At 68.0% G+C, this 16,060-nt stretch carries 17 protein-coding genes, 1 tRNA gene and 1 pseudogene; 7 read left to right on the top strand and 12 right to left on the bottom strand.

Features of this window, described 5'->3' with window-relative positions:
* Positions 1-103 precede the first annotated feature (103 nt).
* The 7 genes from LC068_RS01470 to LC068_RS01440 all read right to left on the bottom strand — a co-directional run bounded on the left by LC068_RS01470 (position 104) and on the right by LC068_RS01440 (position 5,044).
* Positions 104-511: a DUF411 domain-containing protein gene (locus LC068_RS01470; RefSeq protein ID WP_226633920.1), complete on the bottom strand. Its 408-nt coding sequence runs from the start codon at positions 509-511 to the stop codon at positions 104-106.
* On the bottom strand, positions 511-945 hold the full coding sequence (locus LC068_RS01465; RefSeq protein ID WP_226633918.1) for a copper resistance protein CopC: 435 nt from the start codon (positions 943-945) through the stop codon (positions 511-513). The genes LC068_RS01470 and LC068_RS01465 overlap by 1 nt, the downstream gene beginning before the upstream one ends.
* Before the next feature lie 11 nt (positions 946-956).
* On the bottom strand, positions 957-1,766 hold the full coding sequence (locus LC068_RS01460; RefSeq protein WP_226633916.1) for a copper resistance protein B: 810 nt from the start codon (positions 1,764-1,766) through the stop codon (positions 957-959).
* Positions 1,767-1,903: 137 nt separating this feature from the next.
* Complete coding sequence (locus tag LC068_RS01455; protein WP_226633914.1) at positions 1,904-3,691, bottom strand: copper resistance system multicopper oxidase; 1,788 nt, start codon at positions 3,689-3,691, stop codon at positions 1,904-1,906.
* A gap of 79 nt (positions 3,692-3,770) precedes the next feature.
* Positions 3,771-4,328 carry an RNA polymerase sigma factor gene (locus LC068_RS01450; protein WP_226633912.1) on the bottom strand — a complete coding sequence of 186 codons (558 nt, stop codon included), beginning with the start codon at positions 4,326-4,328 and terminating at the stop codon, positions 3,771-3,773.
* Positions 4,329-4,334: 6 nt separating this feature from the next.
* Positions 4,335-4,772: a Spy/CpxP family protein refolding chaperone gene (locus tag LC068_RS01445; protein ID WP_226633910.1), complete on the bottom strand. Its 438-nt coding sequence runs from the start codon at positions 4,770-4,772 to the stop codon at positions 4,335-4,337.
* Positions 4,769-5,044 carry a hypothetical protein gene (locus tag LC068_RS01440; RefSeq protein WP_226633907.1) on the bottom strand — a complete coding sequence of 92 codons (276 nt, stop codon included), beginning with the start codon at positions 5,042-5,044 and terminating at the stop codon, positions 4,769-4,771. The genes LC068_RS01445 and LC068_RS01440 overlap by 4 nt, the downstream gene beginning before the upstream one ends.
* Before the next feature lie 122 nt (positions 5,045-5,166).
* Between LC068_RS01440 and LC068_RS01435 the strand changes: the two genes are divergently transcribed.
* The gene (locus tag LC068_RS01435) at positions 5,167-5,643 is read left to right on the top strand and encodes a nuclear transport factor 2 family protein (RefSeq protein WP_226633905.1); all 477 of its coding nucleotides are present in this window, start codon (positions 5,167-5,169) and stop codon (positions 5,641-5,643) included.
* Positions 5,644-5,794: 151 nt separating this feature from the next.
* Here the strand turns inward: LC068_RS01435 and LC068_RS01430 are convergent.
* Positions 5,795-5,884: transfer RNA gene (locus tag LC068_RS01430), tRNA-Ser, on the bottom strand.
* 243 nt (positions 5,885-6,127) lie between these two features.
* Here LC068_RS01430 and LC068_RS01425 point away from each other — a divergent pair.
* The 6 genes and pseudogenes from LC068_RS01425 to LC068_RS01400 all read left to right on the top strand — a co-directional run.
* Positions 6,128-6,577 (top strand): annotated as a pseudogene (locus LC068_RS01425) (septal ring lytic transglycosylase RlpA family protein); the annotation flags it as partial.
* 86 nt (positions 6,578-6,663) lie between these two features.
* Positions 6,664-7,308 carry a dTMP kinase gene (gene tmk, locus LC068_RS01420; protein WP_226633903.1) on the top strand — a complete coding sequence of 215 codons (645 nt, stop codon included), beginning with the start codon at positions 6,664-6,666 and terminating at the stop codon, positions 7,306-7,308.
* A complete protein-coding gene (locus LC068_RS01415) occupies positions 7,305-8,288 on the top strand; it encodes a DNA polymerase III subunit delta' (RefSeq protein WP_226633901.1) in 984 nt (327 codons plus the stop codon). The genes tmk and LC068_RS01415 overlap by 4 nt, the downstream gene beginning before the upstream one ends.
* Positions 8,282-9,070, top strand: a complete 789-nt coding sequence (locus LC068_RS01410) for a TatD family hydrolase (protein ID WP_226633899.1) — start codon at positions 8,282-8,284, stop codon at positions 9,068-9,070. The genes LC068_RS01415 and LC068_RS01410 overlap by 7 nt, the downstream gene beginning before the upstream one ends.
* Positions 9,067-9,870, top strand: a complete 804-nt coding sequence (locus tag LC068_RS01405; RefSeq protein WP_226633898.1) for an MBL fold metallo-hydrolase — start codon at positions 9,067-9,069, stop codon at positions 9,868-9,870. Before LC068_RS01410 ends, LC068_RS01405 begins: the two co-directional genes overlap by 4 nt.
* 16 nt (positions 9,871-9,886) lie before the next feature.
* Positions 9,887-10,591, top strand: a complete 705-nt coding sequence (locus tag LC068_RS01400) for a flavodoxin family protein (RefSeq protein WP_226633897.1) — start codon at positions 9,887-9,889, stop codon at positions 10,589-10,591.
* A gap of 104 nt (positions 10,592-10,695) precedes the next feature.
* On the opposite strand, the gene LC068_RS01395 is transcribed toward LC068_RS01400, so the two are convergent.
* From LC068_RS01395 to LC068_RS01380, 4 genes are all read right to left on the bottom strand, one after another.
* A complete protein-coding gene (locus tag LC068_RS01395; RefSeq protein WP_226633896.1) occupies positions 10,696-12,513 on the bottom strand; it encodes an LVIVD repeat-containing protein in 1,818 nt (605 codons plus the stop codon).
* Between the two features lie 22 nt (positions 12,514-12,535).
* The gene (locus LC068_RS01390) at positions 12,536-13,279 is read right to left on the bottom strand and encodes a DUF305 domain-containing protein (RefSeq protein WP_226633895.1); all 744 of its coding nucleotides are present in this window, start codon (positions 13,277-13,279) and stop codon (positions 12,536-12,538) included.
* 110 nt (positions 13,280-13,389) lie between these two features.
* A complete protein-coding gene (gene lpdA / locus LC068_RS01385) occupies positions 13,390-14,796 on the bottom strand; it encodes a dihydrolipoyl dehydrogenase (RefSeq protein WP_226633894.1) in 1,407 nt (468 codons plus the stop codon).
* A gap of 10 nt (positions 14,797-14,806) precedes the next feature.
* Positions 14,807-16,060: a pyruvate dehydrogenase complex dihydrolipoamide acetyltransferase gene (locus LC068_RS01380; protein WP_226633893.1), complete on the bottom strand. Its 1,254-nt coding sequence runs from the start codon at positions 16,058-16,060 to the stop codon at positions 14,807-14,809.

Genomic DNA, 16,060 nt, shown 5'->3' with positions numbered 1-16,060 from the left:
TGGTCCCGTCGCCTTCGTTCAAACGCCTGTACTGATCGGGTGATGGCATCGGGCGGACCTCGCAGTTGTGACCGGAGAATGGACCGTTCCATGTCCGGCCCCTTCAGGAGGTAAACCCGGCAGGTCCCGGGCGGTTGCCGACGCCCCGGCTGACCGGGGGAGGGTCGGGCGACCTGGCCCGGTCGCCATGTGACGGCCGTTCCCTCAGCAGACGGGCGACGTCGGAGGCCGGAACATGGCCCTCGATGGCATAGGCGCCGACCACGGCGGTATGGCAGCCGGCGTAGCGATCCGGCACCCCATGACGCGCGCGGACGGGAGCGAGGTCTTCGCGCTGGATGACTTCCACGGTCCAGCCCGCCTCGCGCATATGCGCCACCCAGCCGTCGCAGCAACCGCACCAGGGCGTCTTGTAGGCGGTCATCCGACGGTCCCGGGCCATCGCAGGACCGGTCGAGGCCAAGGCCACGGCGCCGCCCAGAACCATGCGACGGTTCAGCCGGGCCCGCATCAGTGGACCATGAAGCGGACGACGCCCGTCATCTCATGACCGTCCGCGCCCTCGGCCGTCCAGTTCAGCACATAGTTGCCGGGGGCCAGGGTCGGCAGATCGGCCGAGACGCGCGTCGTCGCGGCAGCGGCCGCCACGGGAACCGTTATGGCTGGTCGGCCATCGGCGCTCACGGTGACGGACGTGAGCGTCATGGCATGCGGGAAGGTGGCGGTGAACCAGTCCGGCGACCCGTCGGTCATCGCCCCATCTGCCGGAGTTGTGACCACACCGTGCGCGGCGTGGTCGGGGTCGGGGTCGGCACCATGAGCGTCGTGGCCGGCGAGTGCATTAGCGGGATCCTGCGTGCAGCAGCAGCAAGCCTCTGCAGCCTGGGCGAATGGGGGGACCGTCAGGGCCAGGGTCATGGCGACGGCCGGGATGATCTTGCGCATGGGTACTCTCCCTAGAACCAGGCCTTGAGGCCAATGACGAAACGGGTGTGCCCGGGCGCGCCGCCCGCCGCGCGGGTGAAGTCGGCGGTGCCGCCGAGGTCGCGACTCCATTCGACGCCGACATAGGGCGCGAACTCCTTGGCGATCTCATAGCGCAGGCGCAGGCCGGCCTCGACGTGGGTGAGGCCAGAGCCCAGGCCCAGTTCAGGGATGTCGGACGCGGAAGCCTCGACCTCGACGCGCGGCTGGAGGATCAGGCGCTGGGTGATGCGTTGGTCATATTCGGCCTCGACCCGTGCGGTAAGGTCGCCCTGGGTCGACAGAAAGGTGGCGGCGTCGACCTCCCACCAGTAGGGGGCCAGGCCCTGGACGCCGAGCACGAGATGGGTCGGATTATCGCCGCCTTCGCCGAAGTCCTGTCGCACGCCGGCCTGTACATCCCAGAAGGGCGAGACGGCGCGGCTGTAGAGCGCCTGGACCTCGCCCTCGATCTCGCCGTCGAAGTCGCCTTCGGCCTCGGACTTCCACCAGAAGCGGTTGATGTCGCCGCCGGTCCAGCCTGCGACGTCCCACGTCCAGCTCTCGTGGCCGTCGTCGAAGCCGACCTCTAGCCGGTCGATGATGACGGCAGTGGCGCGCACATCGCCGTTCTCGCGCCTCAGGAGGTCGCGGGCGCCGGTCATCCGATCCGCCCCCCAGATGGCGTCGGCCGCATGGGCCGGCCCTGACAGGGCGCCGGGCGGCAGGGGCGGTTGGCGCGGGCGTCCCGCGTCATCCGCGCTGGTCGGTACGTCAGGCGGGCCCGCGGCCTGGCCGCTCATGTCATGTCCAGCGTGTGGATCGGCCGTCGGCGGGACGGTCGCGGGCGTCCGGGCCGTTGGCGGGTGATGCTCATGATCCTGGGCTGTCGCAGCCCAGGCCACGAGCCACAGGGGTACCATACAGATCAGGAGCCGGATCATGACGCGGCTCCGTCCAGCGGGCGGACGGTGACGACGTTGAACATCCCCGCATGCATGTGCATCAGCATATGGCAGTGGAAGGCCCAGTCGCCCGGGGCGTTGGCCGTCAGGTCAAAGGTCACCTTGGACCCCGGCGCGACATTGACCGTGTGCTTGAGCGGCTGATGCCCGGCAGGGCCGCCCGTCACCAGCTCGAAGAAGTGGCCGTGCAGGTGGATGGGGTGGGCCATCATGGTGTCGTTGACCAGGGTCACCCGCACCCGCTCGTTGCGCTCGAAGCGGATCGGCTCGACGATCTCGGAGAATTTGCGCCCGTCGAAGCCCCACATGAAGCGTTCCATATTGCCGGTCAGGTGGATCTCCAGCGCGCGCGAGGGCGGTCTCTGGTCCTTGTTGGGGGCCAGGGAGATGAGGTCGGTATAGACCAGCACCCGGTGCGGCGCGTCCTCCAGCCCCATGGGGCGCTCGCCCAGGCGATTGGCCGGGTCGGGCGAAATCATGTCGACCCCGACGCCGACGGCCATGTCGGCGGGCGCATTGTCCGGGTTGCGCATGTCGTGATCCATCGAGCCATGGTCCATCGCAGCGGCGGCGGGCTCGCCGTGGCCCATCGCGGCATGATCCGTTCCGTGGCCCATGGCCGAATGGTCCATCCCCGCCATTCCGCCCATGCCCATGTCGCGCATGGTCAGGGTCGGCACCTCGCGCAGCGGCGGGACCTCGGCCGTCATGCCCATGCGGGGCGCCAGCGTCGCGCGGGCCATGCCGGAGCGGTCGACGGACTCGGCGACCAGCGTATAGGCGCGATCGTCGGTGGGGCGGACGATGACGTCATAGGTCTCGGCCACCGAGATCTGGAACTCGTCGGTCTCGACGGGACGCACATTCTCGCCGTCGGCATTGACCACGGTCATGGCCAGACCCGGGATGCGCACATTGAAGATCGACATGGCCGAGGCATTGATCAGGCGTAGCCGTACCCGCTCGCCGGGGCGGAACACGCCGGTCCAGTTCTCGGCCGGACCATGGCCGTTGACCAGATAGGTGTAGGTCGTGCCGTTGACGTCGGCGATGTCGCGCGGGTCCATCCGCATCTGGCCCCACATCCGCCGCTCTTGCAGCGACAGGCCGTCCTCACCGGACACGAGGCCGGAGAGGGTGGTGCGCGACTGGTTGAAATAGCCGGGGCTCTTCTTCAGCCGGTCCAGGATTTCGTGCGGGTGCAGGAAGCTCCAGTCCGACAGGACGATGACGTGCTCGCGGTCGCAGGCGACCGGATCGGCCCCCGCAGGATCGATGATCAGCGGACCGTAGTGGCCCATGGCCTCCTGAAGATTGGAGTGGCTGTGGTACCAGAAGGTGCCCGACTGGATCACCGGGAACTCGTACTGGAAGGTCTCGCCCGGCCGGATACCGGGGAAGCTGACGCCCGGCACGCCGTCCATGTGGAAGGGCAACAGGACGCCGTGCCAGTGGATCGATGTGTCCTCATCCAGGGTGTTGGTCACGGACAGCCGGGCGGTCTGGCCCTCGCGCAGCCGGATCAGCGGCGCCGGCAGGGTGCCGTTGACGGTGATGGCATGGCCGGCCTGACCACCGACCGTGAAGGGAGAATGGCCAACGGTCAGCCGGACGTTCGGGCCGTCGAGTATGGGCAGGTCTGCCCTCAAACCCGCTGACCCGCTCCGGGCCCACACGGGCAAAAGTCCGTGTGCGGCCAGAAGTCCTGCGCCGCCTGCGAAGCCGCGCAGCAGGGCGCGGCGGTCAGCCTGGAAATCTCTCATGCGACGGTCAGCATCCCTCTGTCTCACTGGTCTTACGCCGGTGCCGCCCATGTCCCTCGCGACAGCACGTCGCAGGCCCTCATTCGGACAGGTCGAGGCGATCGCGCAGCGTCTTCCGGGCCCGCGCGATCCGCAGTTCGACGGCCTTTGGAGAGAGACCGAGGATCAGACCGATCTCGGCGTGGGATCGCCCCTCCAGCGCGGCCAGGAGCAGCGGCGCGCGCTGGCCGTCAGGCAGGTCCAGCAAGGCGAGGTTCAGCCGCTCGACCTGCCGCCGGTCATCCATCCGTGTCTCGGCCCCGGGCGCAGGGTCGCCGACCGCGCTCGCCTCGATCGTGTCCAGTCCCATGGCGCCGCGCACGATCCGCCGGACCCGGCGACGACGACTCCAGTCATGGCACTTGTTCAAGGCGATCGTCCGCAGCCAGGCCCCGAATGGACGGGAAGGCGTGTATCGCCGGATCGAAAGCCAGGCGGCGACATAGGTCTCCTGGATCAGGTCCAGCGCCTCGTCCGCGTCACCGACATAGCGCGTGACCAGGCGATGCAGGTCGCCTTTCGTCGCCGTCATCAGGCGCGAGAAGGCCGCCCGATCGCCCCGGGCGGCCCTGTGTTCGTCGCTGTCGGCTGGATCCACGCCGCGTCAGTCGGTGTCGGCGCGCAGGGTCTCGACCACAGCGCGATCGAACTGCTCGGCCTGTTCGGGTGTCAGCACCGCGCGCATGTCGAACATATGGCGGATCGTCGCCATCTGCAGGGCGCCCATCGCGTCATGAAAATGCGCCACCGCCGCCCGGACTTCGGGGGTGTCACCGCGACTCTCGGCGATGGCGGCGGTCAGTTCCCGGTTGGCCGCGCGCACCTCGGCTTCCAGTGGTCCGCGCCGGGCCGCGAAGGCGGCCTCGATCTGCTCCACCCGACGGTCCTGATCCGGACTGAGGTCTAGCTGACCGTGGACGATGCGATGCAGGTCGGCGGGCTGGTCCCGATGCGCCGACCAAGTCATTGCGCCCCAGGCGGCGGCCGCGCCGATGGTTGCGGCCAGGGCGGCGGTGACAAGCGTGGATCTCAAACCGTTCATCCGAGCATTCTCCGCATATCGAGGGGAGCTGCAGCAAGGCGCGGACTGAAGACCGACAACTCGCTCCGCCCCGGGTCCACCGCCGGCGCAGAAAGTCCCCCGGCAACCCCACCGATCCCTGCGGCCAGGCAGAGGGCCGCGACGCGTAGCTTCCGCTCCCGCCGGCGCGCCTGTGCCGCCGAAACCCGGCTCCAGACGCGAGCTTCCACGCCCTCCAGCGCATCGTGACCGGGCATCGAGCCGCGCGCGATCAGGGTCTCAAGGTCGGTCATGTCGAAGGTCTCCGGGCTTCCTGCTCCATCTACGCGCCTGTCGCGATCTTCCCTCCTGAGGGGATGATGGTCGGGCGCGGTTTTGCAACATAGTCTGCATTCCTGCTTTCAAGGAGCCATTCATGAAGCGCCAGATCCTCGCTGCCATGCTCGTCGTCGCGGCGCCGGCCACAATGGCGCACAGGGCCCTGACGCCGCCCGGCGTCGTCCGCAGCGCTGACGAGGCCGCCCCGGCGGTCGCCGTTGTAGACGCCTTCCACGAAGCCCTGCGTTCGGGCGACTCCGCTGCCGTCCTGGCCCTGCTGGCCGAGGACGTCGTGGTGCTGGAAGAGGGCGGCGCCGAACGGTCGCGCGCCGAGTACGCCGGCCACCATCTGCCTGCCGACATGGCCTTCGCGGCCGCAACCACCGCCGAGGTGACCCGCCGCACGGCGTGGGTCGAGGGCGATCTCGCCTGGGTGCTCACCGAGGGCCGCACCACCGGTACGTTCAACGGCCGCGCCGTCGACAGGCTGACCGCAGAGACCATGATCCTGCACCGGGACGGGGACGCCTGGCGCATTCGCCACATCCACTGGTCGTCACGCGCGCCGCGCTGACCACATCGACGCCGGCGGCATCTGTACGCCCATTGCCGCGACAGGCTCCGGCTGGGCGAGATCGGCCACCATCGGGGCGCTGATGCCGAGCCGCCCGGTCCGCGACTTGTGGCGCCCGATACGTGAGGCAAGCGGCCTGGTGCCGGCCATGTGGCGGACAGGGTGGGATTCGAACCCACGGTAGGCTTCCACCTACGGCGGTTTTCAAGACCGCTGCCTTAAACCACTCGGCCACCTGTCCCCGGAGTGGATCGGCGTCATAGCAGGGGGAGGGGGCGTTAACCAAAGGAGAAAATGATCCGGCGATGATGTGGGCCTCTGACCCAATTCCAGGTGTGTCCGCATGGCCCGATCCTTCACCCCTCTTCGCGCCCTGGCCGTCGTTCTGGCGGGGCTGAGCCTGTCGGCGTGTGGCACTGTGGGGGCGGCGGCCGGGCTGGCGGGCGATGTCGCCGAGGGGGGCTATAACCTTGCGGCGGGCACGGTGCGGGTCGGGGCCCGCGCGACGGGGCTGACCGGAGGATCGCGGGCGGGGTCGAACATCCGCGTCGACAATCCGGCGCCGATCGTGTCGGGCACCATGCGGCCCTATCAGATCCGCGGGCGCTGGTACTATCCGGCCGAGGATGCCGACTACGAAGAGGTCGGCATGGCATCCTGGTACGGGCCGGGATTCGATGGCCGACCGACGGCGACCGGTGAGCGGTTCGACCAGAATGCCCTGACGGCCGCGCACAAGACCCTGCCCCTGCCGGGGCTGGTCGAGGTCACCAATCTGGACAACGGGCGCACCGTGGTGCTGCGCGTGAACGACCGGGGCCCGTTCGTGGACGAGCGGATCATCGACCTGTCGCGCGGCGCGGCCGAGGAACTGGGCCTGTTGCAACGTGGCGTGGGGCGGGTGCGGGTGCGCTATCTGGGGCCGGCCCCCCGGCTCTGACACCGCCGGTCTGATCCTGCGCCTGTTGATATCCCCGCATCGGACTTGGTTTCCCCGGGGCGTGCCGCCATTCTAGGTGGATGACGCGCGGACGGTTCATCACCTTCGAAGGGGGAGAGGGCAGCGGCAAGTCGACCCAGGCGGGCCGGCTGGCAGAACGACTGCGCGCGCAGGGCATCGAGGTGCTGCTGACCCGGGAGCCGGGGGGCTCGGCAGGCGCCGAGGCGATTCGCCAATTGGTCGTGAATGGCGAGGGTGAGCGCTGGTCGCCGCTGACCGAGGTGTTGCTGATGTTCGCGGCGCGTAACGACCATCTGGAGCGCACGATCCGGCCGGCGCTGGCCGCCGGGCACTGGGTGATCTGCGACCGCTTTGCCGATTCCAGCCGGGCCTATCAGGGCGGAGGAGGGGGCGTGCCCCAGCCCTTTATCGAACAGCTGGACCGGGCCGTCGTGGATGACGATCAACCCGATCTGACGCTGATTTTCGACCTGCCGGTGGAGGAGGGGCTGGAACGGGCCTTCGGAAGGGGGCTGTTCGAGACGCGGTTCGAGTCCAAGGGCCTCGCCTTCCATGAACGCCTGCGCCAGACCTTTCGCGACATCGCCGCGCGCCATTCCGAGCGCTGCCGCCTGATCGATGCCCGGGGCACGGAAGACGAGGTGGCCGGACGGGTCTGGTCCACGATCGAGGCCGCCCTGCCGCTGCCCGAGGTGCAGGCGTGAGCAGCCATCCGCGCGACCGCTATGATGAGGTCAGTCATCCCGCCGCCGAACAGGCCTTTGCCGAGGCGATGGCCAGTGGACGCCTGCACCACGGCTGGATGCTGTGCGGGCCGGAAGGGGTGGGCAAGGCCGGCTTTGCCTATCGCGCCGCGCGGCGTCTGCTGGGGGCGGCGGCGGACCCCGCTCGCGGGCCGCTGGGCAGCGCGCCGGAAGACCCGACCAATCGCCTGATCGCGGCCCAGTCGCACCCGGACCTGATGGTGCTGGAGCGGGTGACGGAGGGCAGCAAGGCGCGCCGCACCATCTCGGTCGACCAGGCGCGGGAGCTGCCGGGCTTCTTCGCCAAGAGCCCGTCGCGCGCCCAGTGGCGGGTCGCCATTGTCGACAGTGCGGACGACCTGAATGTCAATGCTGCCAATGCCTTGTTGAAGATTCTGGAGGAGCCGCCTGAGCGGGGCGTGCTGTTCCTGGTGGCGCATTCGCCCGGACGCCTGCTGCCGACGATCCGGTCGCGCTGCCGGCGCCTGACCTTCCCGGCCTGGCCCGTGGCGCGGCTGGCGGACCTGGTTCAAGCCCGCATGGGTCTGGACGAGGATCAGGGGCGCTCGGCCGCAGAGGCAGCGGGAGGATCGCCCGGGCGCGCGCTGGCGCTGGCAGGCAATGAGGTTGCGGAACTGGATGTGCTGGTGCGCAACTGGGTCGAGCGCGGTCCGGCCGACATGAAGTCGGTGATCGCGGCGGCCGAGAGCTTCCGGCGGGCCGAGGCCGCACCGCGGTTCGAGTTGCTGCTCGACCGGCTGGCGGCAGCAGCGCGCGGCCGCGCGCTGGAGGGCGGCGCCGGGGCCGCGGCCTGGGCCGATCTGTGGTCGCGGATCCAGTCGCGCTCCGAGCAGACGGCTGGACTGAACCTGGACCGCCCGGATGTGCTGTTCAGCCTGATGGCCGAGCTGGAACGGGTCCGACGGAGCGCCGCATGCTGATCGACAGCCACGTCAATCTGCATGCGCCTCAGTTCGACGAGGACCGCGACGCCGTGATCGCCCGCGCCCGCGAGGCCGGCGTGGCGCTGATGGTCGAGATTTCGGACCGGCTGTCGACGTTCGAGGCCACGCATGGGCTGGCGACGGCGCATGACGACATCTGGTGCACCGTCGGGGTGCACCCGCATGAAGCCCGCCATTATGAGGATCTGACGGTCGAGCGGCTGGTCACGCTGGCTGGGCAAGAAAAGGTTGTGGGAATAGGCGAGTGTGGGCTGGACTTCCACTATGACCTCAGCCCGCGAGAGGTCCAGGCGGCGGTGTTCCGGGTGCATGTCGAGGCCGCGCGCCGGACGGGGCTGCCGCTCGTGGTCCACACGCGCGAGGCAGACGAGGTGATGGCGGACATCCTGCACACCGAGATGGCGGCCGGGCCGTTCAAGCTCTTGATGCATTGCTACACCAGCGGGCCGGAACTCGCGGAACTGGCAGCGGAATTGGGTGCATGGTTCTCGGTGTCGGGGATCGCGACCTTCAAGGCCGCAGAGGATGTGCGCACGGTCATCCGGGCCATGCCGGCAGACCGGATCATCGTCGAGACGGACTGCCCGTATCTGGCGCCGGTCCCGCACCGGGGGCGCCGGAACGAGCCGGCCTATATCGGCCACGTGCTCGACAAGTTGGGTGAAATCCGGGGCTGGAGCCATGACGAGGCCGAGCGACGGACAACCGACGCCTTCTTTGCGCTGTTCGACCGGATCCCGCGGCCGGAGGGCGCATGAGCCGCGCGCTGGAGATCACGATCCTTGGCTGTGGATCGTCGGGCGGGGTGCCGCGTGGCGATGGCGACTGGGGCGCCTGTGATCCGTCCGAGCCGCGCAACCGGCGAACGCGCTGCTCCATGCTGGCGCGGCTGAAGGGGGAGGGGGCCGAGACGGCGGTTCTGATCGACACCTCGCCCGACCTGCGCGCCCAGGCGCTGGCGGCCGGCCTGGCCCGCATCGACGGTGTCCTCTACACCCACGACCACGCCGACCAGACCCACGGCATCGACGATCTGAGGGTGTTCGTGATGCGCAGTCGGGCCCGCATTCCAGCCTGGATGGACGCTGCCACGCGCGAGGCGCTGGAAGGGCGGTTTCGCTACATCTTCGAGAGCCAGCAGGGCTATCCCGCCTTGCTGGAGGCGCGCGACATCCCGCCCCATGGCACGCCCTGGGGTGTGGAGGGGCCGGGCGGCAGCGTCCCGGTCATAACCTTCGATCAGGGTCATGGCCCGATCCGTTCGGTCGGATATCGCCTTGGCCCCGTCAGTTACTCTAGCGATGTTGATGCGATGGATGAGACGGCTCTGGACGCGGTGCGGGGCAGCGAGCTCTGGATCGTGGACGCCCTGCGCTGGACCCCGCATCCGACCCACGCCCACGTGGACCAGGCCCTGGAGTGGATTGAACGAACCGGCGTGCCGTGCGCTGTACTGACCAACCTGCATCTCGACCTCGACTATCAGTCGCTGAAGTCGCGCCTGCCGGCCCATGTCGATGTTGCCCATGACGGATGGACCGCGCGCTTCAGTCTTTGACCAAAGGACTCCTTGCATGGCCCGATACGACGATCTCAAGGCGCTGTTCCTAAACTGCAGCCTGAAGCGCGGGGGCGAGACCTCGCACACCCAGACGCTGATGGATGTGGCGATCGGCATCATGGCGGCCAACGGGGTATCGACGACCACGCTGCGGTGTGCAGATCTGGACATCCCACCGGGTGTGCAGCCTGACATGACCGGGCACGGCTTCGACACCGACGGCTGGCCCGAGGTGCAGAAGCAGGTGATGGACGCCGATATCCTGGTGATCGGCACGCCGATCTGGCTGGGCGACAAATCCTCGATCTGCACGCGCGTGATCGAGCGGCTGTACGGCTATTCCGGCAAGCTGAACGACAAGGGCCAGTATGCCTATTACGGCCGCGTCGGCGGCTGCATCGTTACGGGCAATGAAGACGGCATCAAACATGTCGGCATGAACGTGCTGTATTCCTTGCAACATCTCGGTTACGTGATCCCGCCGCAGGCGGACGCCGGCTGGATCGGCGAAGCCGGCCCGGGACCGTCCTATGGCGACGACGGCAAGGTTGGGCTCGACAACGAGTTCACCCAGCGCAACACGACCTTCATGGCCTGGAACCTGATGCACCTCGCGCGCATACTGAAGGACGCAGGCGGCATTCCGGCCCACGGCAACCAGAAGACCGCTTGGGACAAGGGCGAGCGCTTCGACCATCCCAATCCGGAATACCGGTAAGGCGGTATCTCCAATTTCACATAATATATCTTAGGCGATAACCGGACATGCGGAAAAGCCCGCCGGAATCGCTCCGGCGGGCTCCCCTGTCTGTGGCGCAGAACCTAGCCCGCGGCGCGGGTCAGCACTTCGGCCAGAGCCTTCATGCGACCGGCGTCGATCGGGTTGACGCCCTGGGCGCTGGCCGCCTCGTTCAGCGAAGCTGCGGCCGTCCGTGCGGCCCCGGCGTTGATGCGGCCCCGGCGCCAGCCGTCGATCACGCCCATCACCTGATGGTGCATGTCGCCCGTGATGCCTTCCGAGCGGTGCAGCTGGTCCAGATAGGCGCCAGCGACGTCGGGCGTGTCAGCCCAGCTGATGCGGGTCTGGGTCTGCGGGTTGATCTCGTCCATCTGGACGGCCTCGGCCGCTGCGATTTCGGCCGCCGACAGCTGATCCGACGGGACCAGACGCAGCACGTCGATGCCGCGGGCGATCTCGCTGGAGTAGATCCGGCCGTTCAGCCAGTAGGCCGACCAGGAACCGCCGATCATCAGACGCTCACCCAGCGGACCGCGGTCGAAATAGGCGATTTCGACCGGACGCATCGGATCGGTGAAGTCCATGACCGAGACGCCGCCCTGATACCAGGCCTGGACCATCAGGTCGCGACCGGGCACCGGGATGATGTTGCCGTTGTGGGCGACGCAGTTCTCGTTGGCGCCCTGCACCGACGGCAGCTTGTGGAAGGCGCGGCCGCGCAGTTCGCCGTTGGTGATGGTGGCCACCAGGTTGGCGCCCCAGTTGCCGGGAGCTTCGGCCGTGCAGCGCGGCGACGTGCCCCCGCCCCACTCGTCAGTGAAGACGACCTTCTCACCGCTGTTGGCGAAGGTCGCGGAGTGCCAGTAGGCCATGTCCGGGTCAAAGATGTCCGAGATGCGCTGCGGATTCTTCGGATCCGAAATGTCGAGCAGGATGCCGTTGCCGCTGCAGGCGCCGGCGGCCCGGTTCAGTTCCGGGAAGACGGTGATGTCGTGGCAGTGATTGGTGCGGGCCGTGGCCTGGCTGCTGACGCCGGCGCGTCCGCCCATCCACAGGCCGGCGACGGCGCCGGTGTCACGGTCGGCGAAGATGCGCGGCCGGTTGACGATGGCGGCGTTCTCCGGGTGGTCCAACGGCACCTCGATCACGTCGATCGAATAGAGCGCGGTCTCGGGATTGGTGCCGGGCTCGCCGTCCGAGCAGATCGACAGCTCGTCGCTGCGACGCACGCCCGAGGTGGCCGAGTTGTAGACATAGAGGGTGCGCGGGTCGGCCGAGGGCACCAGGGTGTGGGTGTGCGACCCCCGGCAGGTCTGGACCGCCGCCACCTGACGCGGGGCCTTGATGTCGGTGATGTCGAAGATGCGGATGCCGCGGAACCGCTCGGGGTTCACCGCCCCGCTGGCGCCCGAGGCACCGCAGTCGATCCGGCCGTTGTTCTGCTCGACCGACATGAACAGCAGGTTGCCGTGGACCGACAGGTCCCCCTGCCCGCCCGGACAGACGACCGAGACGACCAGTTCCGGGGCGCCCTGCCCGCTGATGTCATAGATGTTGAAGCCGTTGAAGTTGCCGACGAACAGCTTGCCGTCCGACACGGCCATGTCGCTGTTGGCAAGCGCCAGCGGGCTATAGCGCGGCGGATTGGCGCGCATGGCCTCGGCCTCTTCGCGCGTGGTCGGCGGCGCGAAGATGGCGTCCGGGTCGAAGAAGCCCGGCGGCGGGGTCACGGCATATTCGAGTTCCATGCCCTGAGCGGCCTGGGCGGCGTCGTGGATACCGGGCGCCAGCGTCGAGCGGGCATCCACCGGGATTTCCTGGACCTGCGCCATGACCGATGTCGCGCCCAGCAGGACGGCTACGGCAGCAGCGGAGGAATACAGGGCTTTGCGGACAAACATGGCCGTTTCCTTTGGTTGGGACTTATTGATCGGACAGAAGGGACTGCATGCGCAGGATTTCGGCCGACTGATCGGCCACGACGGAAGACAGGAAGTCGGACAGCATCGGGTCATTGCCCGAGTCAGGAAGCGCCAGCAGTTCGTCGACCATGTCGAGGGCGCCCTGGTGGTGCTGGATCATGCCCTGGAGGAACAGGCGGTCGAATTCGGGCCCTTCGGCGGCGGCCAGACGGCGCATCTGGGCCGGCGACAGCATGCCGGGCATCAAGGGGATTTCGTCAGGATCGGTCGGCGTGGCCGCTGTGCCGTGCGCATCGTGACCGGCGCCGTGATCCATATGGCCGGCGTGAGCATCGTGTCCGCCGCTGGCGGGCGCGGGCGCCATGGCGTGTCCGGCGTGCAGATCTGTCGGCTCGAGCGGCAGGCCGCGCGACAGCAGCCAGTTCCGCATCAGGTCAATTTCGGCTTCCTGGCTGAGGGCGATCCGGCGGCCCATGTTGCGCACGGCGGGCGAACTGCCCCGTGTCTCCAGCAGCGCGACCATTTCGACGGCCTGGGCGTGGTGGACGATCATGTGCTGCATGAAGCGCACGTCTTCGGCCGTGTGGGTCGTGCGGCTGAGGTCGACGGCCTGGCTCGCCGTGATCTGGCGCGTTGCGGCGCCCGGCGCGCCCGGATTGACAATCGGCGCCGCGTCGGCCGGATCCTGCACAGGGTCCTGACCCAGCACCAGTCCGGCAGCCAAAAGGCCCACAAGCTTCAACAAGACGCTACTCCCCCAGGCACATCAGCGGGCAGACTAGGTCCGCAACGGTTGAACAGGCAAGGCAAAAGCCCCCTGCCCAAACCTTACAAATCGCTCATGATCAGCGAACGTCAGATGTGCAGGACGCGGCTATAGGCGTCGAGGGCGGCTTCGTGCATCGCCTCGGACATGGTCGGGTGCGGATAGACGATCCCGTGGATGTCTTCCTCGGTCGCCTCCAGGGTGATGGCGGTGACATAGCCCTGGATCATTTCGGTGACCTCGGCGCCGATCATATGGGCCCCGATCAGCGCGCCGGTCTTCACGTCGAAGATGGTCTTCACAAAGCCCTCAGTCTCGCCCGAGGCGATGGCCTTGCCGTTCACCTTGAAGGGGAAGCGGCCGATCTTGACCTCACGCTTTTCCTCTTTCGCCTGCTGCTCGGTGATGCCGACCGAGGCGACCTGCGGCTGGGCATAGGTGCAGCCCGCGATGGGCGAATGGACGTTGGGGGTCTTGTAACCGGCGATGTGTTCGGCGGCATGAATGCCTTCGTGCGAGGCCTTGTGCGCCAGCCAGGGCGCGCCGGCGCAGTCGCCGATGGCGTACAGCCCCTTCACATTGGTCTGGCAGTGACCGTCGATCGTGATGTGGCCGCGGTCCATGTTCACGCCCAGCGCCTCGAGACCGATGCCGTCCGTGTTGGCGGTGATGCCGACGGCCGAGATGCAGACCTCGGCCTCCAGCGTCTCGGCCTTGCCGCCCGCCTCAATGGCGACCTTCACGCCCGCCTTGTCCTTGCTGACCTTCGTCACCTTGCAGCCGGTGCGGAATTTCATGCCGCGCTTTTCGAACGCCTTCTGGGCGGCCTTGGAGACCTCGATGTCCTCGACGGGCATGATGCGATCAACGGCTTCGACCACGGTCACCTCGGCGCCGAGCGCCCGATAGAAGCTGCCGAACTCGATGCCGATGGCGCCCGAGCCGATGACGACCACGGACTTGGGCATGAATTTCGGCGCCATGGCCTCGCGGTAGGCCCAGATGCGATCGCCGTCGGCTTCCAGCCCGATCTGCGAGATGGCACGCGCGCGGGCGCCGACCGCCAGCATGACCGATTTGGCCTCCAGCGTGCGGTTGCCGCCGGCGTTCAGGGCGACGACCACTTTCGGGGCCGCCGTGCCCTTCTCGAGCTTAGCCGTGCCTTCGATGACCTCGATCTTGTGCTTCTTCATCAGGAAGCCGACGCCACTGTTCAGCTGTTTGGCGACCTTGCGCGAGCGCTGGATGATGGCCTCGAAGTCAAAACCAACCTTGTCGGCCGACAGGCCATAGTCCTTGAGGTGCGACAGGCTTTCGTACTTCTCGCCCGACTTGAGCAGGGCCTTGGTCGGGATGCAGCCCCAGTTCAGGCAGATGCCGCCCAGGTTCTCGCGTTCGACGATGCCGACCTTCAGGCCCAGCTGGCTGGCGCGGATGGCCGCGACGTAGCCGCCCGGACCCGAGCCGATGACGATGAGATCGAAGGTGTCAGCCACAGTGTCGTCCTTACGCCAGCATCGTCACGGGGTTTTCGATCATCGGCTTGAAGGCCTGCAGGAAGCGGGCACCGACGGCACCGTCAACCACGCGGTGATCGCAGGTCAGGGTGACGGTCATGACGGTCGCGACCGCCAGGCTGTCGCCGCGCACGACGGGACGCTTCTCCCCTGCCCCCACGCTCATGATCGCGCCCTGGGGCTCGTTGATGATCGAGGCGAACGACTTGATGCCGAACATGCCGAGGTTCGAGACCGAGAAGGTGCCGCCCTGGAACTCCTCGGGCTTGAGCTTGCGGTCGCGGGCACGCCTGGCCAGGTCCTTGGACTCAGTGGCGATCTCGGCCAGCGACTTGGTTTCAGCCTTGCGGATGATCGGGGTGATCAGGCCGCCGTCGATGGCCACGGCCATGGCGACATCGGCATGATGGTGCATGGCGATGCCTTCGGGCGTGTAGCTGGCGTTGGCTTCAGGCACGGCCTTCAGGGCCATGGCGACCGCCTTCATGATGAAGTCGTTCACCGACACCTTGACCCCCTGCGGTTCCAGCAGGGCGTTGACCTGGGCGCGGGCCGCCAGCAGGCCGTCGATCTCGCAGTCGATGGTCAGCGGGAAGTGCGGCACGTCGCGGAAGCTGTCGGTCAGGCGGCGCGCGATGGCCTTGCGCATGCCGTCCAGCGGGACGAGGTCGTAGCTGCCGGGGGCGATGCCCTGTTGCTCCAGCGACAGCACCTGACGCGGTTCGCCCTTCGCCGGGGCGGCGGAGGCCGACGCGGTGCCGCCCTTCATGCCTTCGACGTCGCGCTTGACGATGCGGCCGTGCGGGCCCGTGCCCTTGACCGACTTCAGGTCGACGCCGTTCTGCGCGGCGATGCGGCGGGCCAGCGGCGAGGCAAAGATCCGCTCGCCGTCCTTCGCCGGAGCCGGAGGGGCCTTGGGGGCCTCGGCCTTCTCGGCTTTCGGTTCCGGTTTGGCCTCGGCCTCGGGTTTGGCTGCCTCGGCCTTCTTCGGCGCGGGCGCCACGTCGTCTCCGGCCAGGCGGGCGATGGGAGTGTTGACCTTCACCCCCTCGGTGCCGGCCTCGACCAGAATCTCAAGCACTTCGCCTTCATCGACGGCCTCGACCTCCATGGTCGCCTTGTCGGTCTCGATCTCGGCGATGACATCACCGGCCGAGACCGTGTCGCCGACCTTGATGTGCCATTTGGCCAGTACGCCCTCTTCCATCGTCGGAGACAGGGCCGGCATCAGAATGTCGGTCAT

This window comes from Brevundimonas poindexterae (genome assembly GCF_020524625.1).
GTDB lineage: Bacteria > Pseudomonadota > Alphaproteobacteria > Caulobacterales > Caulobacteraceae > Brevundimonas > Brevundimonas poindexterae_A.
Note: the sequence above shows the minus strand (reverse complement) of the source record. Positions and strands in the feature narration are given on the sequence as shown.

Bases quoted from the DNA above. Each gene is read 5' to 3' on its own strand.
- LC068_RS01470 (WP_226633920.1), bottom strand. From the start codon at position 511: ATGCGGGCCCGGCTGAACCGTCGCATGGTTCTGGGCGGCGCCGTGGCC.
- LC068_RS01465 (WP_226633918.1), bottom strand. From the start codon at position 945: ATGCGCAAGATCATCCCGGCCGTCGCCATGACCCTGGCCCTGACGGTC.
- LC068_RS01460 (WP_226633916.1), bottom strand. From the start codon at position 1,766: ATGAGCGGCCAGGCCGCGGGCCCGCCTGACGTACCGACCAGCGCGGAT.
- LC068_RS01455 (WP_226633914.1), bottom strand. From the start codon at position 3,691: ATGAGAGATTTCCAGGCTGACCGCCGCGCCCTGCTGCGCGGCTTCGCA.
- LC068_RS01445 (WP_226633910.1), bottom strand. From the start codon at position 4,772: ATGAACGGTTTGAGATCCACGCTTGTCACCGCCGCCCTGGCCGCAACC.
- LC068_RS01440 (WP_226633907.1), bottom strand. From the start codon at position 5,044: ATGACCGACCTTGAGACCCTGATCGCGCGCGGCTCGATGCCCGGTCAC.
- LC068_RS01435 (WP_226633905.1), top strand. From the start codon at position 5,167: ATGAAGCGCCAGATCCTCGCTGCCATGCTCGTCGTCGCGGCGCCGGCC.
- tmk (WP_226633903.1), top strand. From the start codon at position 6,664: ATGACGCGCGGACGGTTCATCACCTTCGAAGGGGGAGAGGGCAGCGGC.
- LC068_RS01410 (WP_226633899.1), top strand. From the start codon at position 8,282: ATGCTGATCGACAGCCACGTCAATCTGCATGCGCCTCAGTTCGACGAG.
- LC068_RS01405 (WP_226633898.1), top strand. From the start codon at position 9,067: ATGAGCCGCGCGCTGGAGATCACGATCCTTGGCTGTGGATCGTCGGGC.
- LC068_RS01400 (WP_226633897.1), top strand. From the start codon at position 9,887: ATGGCCCGATACGACGATCTCAAGGCGCTGTTCCTAAACTGCAGCCTG.
- LC068_RS01395 (WP_226633896.1), bottom strand. From the start codon at position 12,513: ATGTTTGTCCGCAAAGCCCTGTATTCCTCCGCTGCTGCCGTAGCCGTC.
- LC068_RS01380 (WP_226633893.1), bottom strand. From the start codon at position 16,060: ATGACCGACATTCTGATGCCGGCCCTGTCTCCGACGATGGAAGAGGGC.